The organism is Streptomyces sp. NPDC059853, assembly GCF_042731495.1.
In the GTDB taxonomy this organism is placed as follows: Bacteria; Actinomycetota; Actinomycetes; order Streptomycetales; family Streptomycetaceae; genus Streptomyces.
The window spans coordinates 1-3,977 of the sequence record NZ_JBHWJL010000392.1; the positions used below are offsets into that span (position 1 = coordinate 1).

2 protein-coding genes are annotated in these 3,977 nt (G+C 73.4%); both read right to left on the reverse strand.

Features of this window, described 5'->3' with window-relative positions; genetic code table 11:
* Positions 1 to 258 precede the first annotated feature (258 nt).
* Entirely contained in the window at positions 259 to 3,081 is a 2,823-nt protein-coding gene (locus ACFV5N_RS25495) for a BTAD domain-containing putative transcriptional regulator (RefSeq protein ID WP_385604196.1), read from the reverse strand.
* A 147-nt stretch (positions 3,082 to 3,228) separates the two neighbouring features.
* Positions 3,229 to 3,567, reverse strand: coding sequence for a MerR family transcriptional regulator (locus ACFV5N_RS25500; protein ID WP_385604199.1), 339 nt, complete (start codon positions 3,565 to 3,567; stop codon positions 3,229 to 3,231).
* Positions 3,568 to 3,977 lie beyond the last annotated feature (410 nt).

Genomic DNA, 3,977 nt, shown 5'->3' on the forward strand with positions numbered 1-3,977 from the left:
CTCCCTGGCCGCTGATCCCGCGCGCGACCTCCTGCATCTCGGAGAAGGCGCCGTTGATGATGCTCATCACCCAGGTCAGCTCATCCGGTGCGAGCTTGACTTCGTCGCTCATGGATCCCCCTGCATGACGTTTGCTGCTGCGACTGAGGGGAAGGCTACCGCGCAACCTGACGCAAGGTGATCGTCAGGCGTAGCAGCCGCGTATCAGATCCGTAGCAGCGGCCCATCGGGGGATCCGGCGCCGCTCACCGGGCAGAACTAGCGGATGGCGTACCGCTCCTCGATTCGCACCCGCAAGTGGATGTTCTCCCGGCTGTTGAGGTCGTCGAGTACCTCCTGCGCACGCCGCTCCTCCCGCAGGGCGAGTTCCTCGCGGCCCAGGCCGCGCAGCGCCGCGGCCAGCCAGGTGCGCTGCTGCGCCATCACGAACGGGTCCAGCGGCTGGTCACCCGGCGGGTGCAGCGCACGGTTCGCCCAGCGCGCGGCCTCCTCGTACTCCCGCAGCTCCAGGTGGTACTCGGCCAGCAGCCCGGCGGCGATCGTCCGCTCGTGGACGGCGACGGCGACCGCCTCGTAGTTGGCGCGGAAGAGCGGGTACGCCCGGTCCGGCCGGCCCAGGAAGAGATGGCAGCGGCCCAGGTTGTTGACGATCTGGGCGCGGCAGTCCGCGTTGTCCAGTTCGTCCGCCTCGCGCAGCGCCCGCTCCCCCACCTCGACCGCCTCGGCCAGACGGCCGGCCGAGCCGAGGCTGGGCACCATGTTCATCAGCGTGCCCAGGGCCTCCAGACGCTTCCCCAGCGACTGGAAGATCTCCCTGCCGCGCTCCAGCAGTTCCACCGCGCGCAGCCCTTCGCCCCGCTGGCCGACCGCCTTTCCCCGCTGGGAGTACGCCACCGCCCGGGCGAACGCGTCCCCTTGCCGCTCCCCCACCGTCAGCGCCAGATCGCAGAGTGCGACCTGCGCTCGCCAGGCGAGCCGCATCCCGAAGTACGTCTCCAGGGCGCGCACGCTCTCCAGCGCGAAGCAGGACAGCGGCCGGCCGCCCAGCTCGTCCCCCGTGTCGTACTCGGGTGCCGACAACTGCGTTGCCAGCGCCAGCACGTCCTCCAGCACCTCGTCCATCCACGGCAGCGACGCGTCGGCCGAGGCGAACGTCCGTCCCCGGGGGAACCGCTCGGCCCCGGCCCGGTAGCGCCCCCGGTACCGCCAGGCCAGGGCCAGCGGCTCGTTGCCCCGGTAGAGCGAACCGGCGCACCACCGGGCCAGTCCGGCCAGGGCCGCGCGCTCCCGCCGGCGGGGCAGCCTCGCCGCCTGCCAGGCCGCCGCCGACCGCACCAGATCGTGCAGCGCGTACACGCCCGGCCGGGGACTGGTGGCGATCTGCGCGTCGGTGAGCCGCTCCAGCGCCTCCCGCGCCTGCGGCACCGCGCAGCCGGCCAGTTCGGCCACGGCCTCGGGGGTGTACGAGAGCACCGCCGCCGTGCCCAGCAGCGGGAACGTGGTGGCCGCCGCGGTGTCGCCCAGCTGGTCGATGCTGACCATCACACTGGCCCGCAGATCGAGGTCGTCCACCGCCAGTTCGTCCATGCGGCGCCGCTCGTCCCGCAGCACCGCCGTCCAGTCCCCGACGCTCCAGCGCGGTCTGGCCGCCATCCGGGTCGCGATGATGCGCAGCGCCAGCGGCAGATGCCCGCACAGCGTGACCAGTTCCTCCCATGCCGCCGGGCTGCCGCGCTCGGCGGCGCCCTCGGCGATGGACTGGACGAAGGAGATGGCGTCCGGTGTGCTCAGCGTGGTCAGGTGCAGATGGTGAGCGCCGTGCACCCCGGTCAGCGCGGAGCGGCTGGTGATCAGCGCGGCGCAGCCCGGCTCGGTCGGCAGGAGCCCGGTGAGCTGGGTCCGGTCCAGGGCGTTGTCCAGCAGGACCAGCACCCGCCGGCCGGCGAACCGCTCCTGGTAGAAGGCAGCGGCCGCGTCCGGATCGGCGGGGATCTCCTTGCTGGAGGCGCCCAGCGAGGACAGCAGCCGCTGCCGCGCCTCGGCCGGGGTCAGGGGTGCGTTGCGCGGGTCGGCGCCGCGCAGATCGACGTAGAGCAGGCCGTCCGGGAACCGGTCGGCGACCTCCCGGGCCGCGCGGACCGCCAGGGTGGACTTGCCGACGCCGCCGGGGCCGTCGATCAGGCAGATCGCGGGCGCGGCCACCGCGTCGCTGAGCCGGGCCCGGATCCGGCCCAGTTCGGCGCCGCGCGCGACGAAGGTGGCGACGGCCGGCGGGAACGCCGCCCGGGTACGGGTCACCGGCCGGCACGGGGCCGGAAGCGGGTCCGCGGCCGGCTCCGGTCCGGCCGGCCACGGGTCTCCGCGCAGAATCAGCCCTTCCAGTTCCCGCAGTTCGGCACCCGGCTCGATGCCCAGCTCCGCCACCAGCCGGCGCCGCGCCTCCCGGTAGACCGTCAGCGCTTCGGCCGTGCGCCCGCCCCGGTACAGCGCGAGCATCAACTGCCCCACCAGCCGCTCCCGCAGCGGATGGGCCCCGGCCGCAGCGGCGATCTCGTCCACGACCGCGCCGTGCTCCCCGAGTTCGAGCTTCAGCCCGAACCGCTCCTCCAGCAGGGTCAGATACAGCTCCGTGAGCCGCGCCTGTTCCACGGTACGCAGCGGGCAGTCCGGCAGGTCGGAGAGCGGGGTGCCGCGCCACCACCGCATCGCCTCGTCGAGCAGCGCCACCGCCTCGGCCGGCTCCGGGCCGGCCAGGTCACGGGAGCGGGACAGCGCTTCGCGCAGCCGGCCCAGGTCGGTGTCCCGCTCCCCGACGGCCAGTTGGTACCCGCCCGGCACGGTGCGCAGCAGTTCCTGCGGGAGCACCTTGCGCAACCGCATCACGTAATTGCGCAGTGTGGTCCGCGCGCTGGGCGGCACATGGCCGCCCCACAGCCCTTCGGCCAGCTCGTTCACCGGGACGACCTGACCGGCGCGCAGCGCGAGGGCGGCGAGCGTGGCCCGGAGCATGGGGGCGGTCACGCCGATCTCGCGCCCGCCGGCGTCCCGCACCTCCAGCGGTCCGAGCAGCCGGATGTCCATGGATCCCCCCACGAGTCACCCCGCCGCGTGGTCGGCACGGCGGAAGCTGGTGCTGTTCCGGCCCCATTGTCCCGCACCTCACCGGCGACGGCGCCGGGCCGTCAGTACGCCCGGTCCCCGGGCCCCGTTGACGGCAGACGCCTGGGCTCAGTCCCCTTCCGGCGCGTCGGCCCCTCCTGCGGCGCGGCGGTATTCGGCGTTGATGCGCTGGGCCTCTTCGAGCTGGTCCTCAAGGATGACGATGCGGCAGGCGGCCTCGATGGGGGTGCCCTGGTCGACGAGTTCCCGGGCCCGGGCCGCGATGCGCAGCTGGTACCGGGAGTAGCGGCGGTGGCCGCCCTCCGAACGGAGCGGGGTGATCAGCCTGGCCTCGCCGAGGGCGCGGAGGAACTGGGGGGTGGTGCCGAGCATCGCGGCGGCCCGCCCCATGGTGTAGGCCGGGTAATCGTCGTCGTCGAGACGGCCGAAGGTGTCGTCCGCTGTCATCTTGCCTCTCTGTGGAACGCCTGGAGGGCCCTGGTGCCGTACGGCACCAGGGCCCTGAAGGAACTGCTACACCATGTGCCGGTCTCGTCGTGCGCCGGCTCATGTCTTCCGCCGGCCCACCCGGTCACGGATGGGGGGGATGCGTGACCGGAGACCATCTGCCTGTCGATGTCCTGCGGAACCCGGGCTCACATCCGCCGCCCGGGCGATCCCGATGGCGCTGATCCTCCATTCTTCCTTCCGGACCCATCACTTACCAAACGGGTACTGCGTGCTGCCGGCGCCGAGGGCGCCGGCAGCGCTACCACTCGCGGCGGCCCCTGATCACTGCGGGCCACCCGGTGCGGCCGTCAGCCCCGTCGCCATCCAGCAACCCGGCTCCGGAACTCAACCGCCGCACCGTCCTGCGT

Coding starts and splice junctions, on each gene's coding strand:
- ACFV5N_RS25495 (WP_385604196.1), bottom strand. CDS start 3,081: ATGGACATCCGGCTGCTCGGACCGCTGGAGGTGCGGGACGCCGGCGGG.
- ACFV5N_RS25500 (WP_385604199.1), bottom strand. CDS start 3,567: ATGACAGCGGACGACACCTTCGGCCGTCTCGACGACGACGATTACCCG.